The 2531-nt window shown below is 48.0% G+C and carries 2 protein-coding genes and 1 pseudogene; all 3 read right to left on the reverse strand.

The genetic code is table 11. The features are described 5' to 3' along the window. Nucleotides 1–615: 615 nt before the first annotated feature. Nucleotides 616–1311, reverse strand: coding sequence for a 50S ribosomal protein L1 (gene rplA, locus A5294_RS06165; RefSeq protein ID WP_004106273.1), 696 nt, complete (start codon nucleotides 1309–1311; stop codon nucleotides 616–618). Nucleotides 1312–1325: 14 nt separating this feature from the next. Continuing rightward, nucleotides 1326–1757, reverse strand: coding sequence for a 50S ribosomal protein L11 (rplK, locus tag A5294_RS06170; RefSeq protein ID WP_004118588.1), 432 nt, complete (start codon nucleotides 1755–1757; stop codon nucleotides 1326–1328). A gap of 551 nt (nucleotides 1758–2308) precedes the next feature. Then, nucleotides 2309–2531: pseudogene (locus A5294_RS06860) on the reverse strand (ORF6N domain-containing protein); the annotation flags it as partial.

Genomic DNA, 2531 nt, shown 5'->3' on the forward strand with positions numbered 1-2531 from the left:
AAATACAGTATTACACATTACTTTTCGTAAAAATGTCAATTTCAAGGTTTTTAAAGATTTTTCCCAGAAAACTCTCAGGAAACTCTTGAATACTCCCCCAACCAGCCGCAAAACCGTTGCAATATAGCCACTCTTGTGCGACACGCCGAAACTACATTTGCGTAAGCGCGACCGAATTCCCAATGCAATACCACACAAATCTACCTTGCCTTCGTCTTTACTGACTCAAGCAGTCCTCGCTTGCGTTGAAAGTCCACTGGACTTTCAACTTTGAGCAAGCTCGGCGCTCCGAGTTGCTTTCGTGCGCGCAATGCTACACTCAAGCAGGCCGTCGCGCCACAAAACGTTGCAAAATCGCCATTCCCCCACGACACGCCGCGCACGACTACGCGCCCTCAACTTCTCCAGTCACCTATTCATTACTAACGCAGTTTGCGTACTGCGCCAGTAACGCTAAATCGCAATTACTCGTTGCTAACGCAGAAACGCAGTGACACAAGTAACAAAAAACGCTGAAAACATGACTCAAAAGAGCACATTTTCAGCGTTTATAAGTTTTAAACTTAATTTACTACGTACCAGCCATGCTTTCGCATAAGCTACGCAAGCAATAAATCAGGCAGCAATGCTGGCGATATCAACTGGAACACCAGGAGCCATCGTGGAGGTCACAGTTACCTTAGTAATGTAACGACCCTTGATGGTGCTTGGCTTCAAGCGGCGGATTTCGTCTGCAACAGCCTTGAAGTTCTCTTCAAGAGCCTTAGCATCGAAGGAGAGCTTGCCAAAGAGGAAGGACAGGTTGCCCTGGCGATCCACGCGGAACTCAATCTTACCGCCCTTAATGTCAGCAACAGCCTTGGCTACATCCATAGTCACGGTGCCAGTCTTTGGGTTTGGCATCAAGCTACGAGGACCGAGCACACGACCCAAGCGACCAACCTTACCCATCATGTCTGGGGTTGCAACGACTGCATCGAAGTCAAGGAAGCCACCGGCAACCTTTTCGATAAGCTCGTCATCACCAACAATGTCAGCGCCAGCTTCCTGAGCCTCAGTAGCCTTTGGGCCACGAGCGAACACCAAAACCTTAGCGGTTTTACCGGTGCCGTTTGGCAAGTTCACAACACCACGAACCAACTGATCAGCCTTGCGAGGATCCACGTTAAGGCGCATAACAGCTTCAACGGACTCGTCGAAAGCGTGCTTTGGCATGCTCTGCAACAAAGCGATAGCTTCAGCTGGGGTGTACAGGTTATTGCGGTCGATCTTCTCAGCCGCTTCACGATACTTCTTAGAACGCTTAGCCATTTCTACACTCCCTTTCAGTCGGTAACGGTAATACCCATCGAGCGAGCAGTACCCGCGATGATCTTCATACCGGCCTCGACGTCACGTGCGGAGAGGTCAGGCATCTTAATTTCGGCGATTTCGCGCACCTGAGCCTTGGTCACAGAACCAACCTTGTGAGTCAATGGATTCTCGGTGCCCTTCTGGATTCCAGCAGCCTTAAGCAACAAAGCAGCGGCTGGTGGGGTCTTCAAAATGAAGGTGAAGGAACGATCTTCGTAAACGGTGATCTCAACTGGGACGATTTGACCCATCTTGTCCTTCGTCTGGTCGTTATACGCCTTGCAGAAGTCCATGATGTTCACGCCGTGGGAGCCTAATGCTGGACCCAGTGGTGGAGCTGGATTTGCCTTACCAGCCTGAATCTCGAGCTTAATAAGCGCGGAGACTTTCTTTTTCGGAGCCATAATATGGTTCTTCTTTCTTGTACAAGCGGTTCAAACGGTTGTTGCAAACGCTAATATAGTCGCTTCTTACAGAAGTAAAGCACTTACGAAACGTTGCTATAAAGCCGTTTTGCAGCTTCCTCCCGCATCTTGTATTGCTGTGCTGTGCTAGCGGATTCCTCCTCCAGTCACAAGCCTTCCTATTATGCCACATCTTCGCGACACGCACCATTACGAAAGCTGCAACTATCTTTGTGCAGCAACAAAAGTTGGAAGTCTACTTCCAAGTTGGGTACAAACTTACAAAAGTTGGAAGTCTACTTCCAAGTCGAGCGCAAACTTACAAAAGTTGGAAGTCTACTTCCAAGTCGAGCGCAAAACACTAGAACATTATAAAATGTTAAAACTCTAACTCAGGATTCTTTAACAACTCATCAAACATCGCATGATACAAGCGCAAAGGCAGATCCTGTCGCTCGCGCGTTACAGCGCGCTCACGTCTTCGCTTGCATTGAAAGCACACCGTGCTTTCAACTTTGAGCAAGCTCGACGCTCCGAATTACCTTTGCGCGCTACGCTTTAAGCGCAAAAGTAGGTCGTCGCGCACAAACGTAAACAGCCTCATCATCCGTTCCATAATCTATAACCACATACCTATCGTGATACTTTCTGCCAGCAGTCTTAAACTTCAAATCAACACCAGGATAATCGCTTACAAAATCTCCCAACATGCTTTCCGTAAGCATATTCTTATTTCTAGCATTATCACTAAAAACTACGATTTCAACCCCTTCA

Origin of the sequence: Gardnerella sp. 30-4, assembly GCF_001641215.1 — a bacterium.
GTDB lineage: Bacteria > Actinomycetota > Actinomycetes > Actinomycetales > Bifidobacteriaceae > Bifidobacterium > Bifidobacterium leopoldii.

Coding starts and splice junctions, on each gene's coding strand:
- rplK (WP_004118588.1), bottom strand. CDS start 1,757: ATGGCTCCGAAAAAGAAAGTCTCCGCGCTTATTAAGCTCGAGATTCAG.
- rplA (WP_004106273.1), bottom strand. CDS start 1,311: ATGGCTAAGCGTTCTAAGAAGTATCGTGAAGCGGCTGAGAAGATCGAC.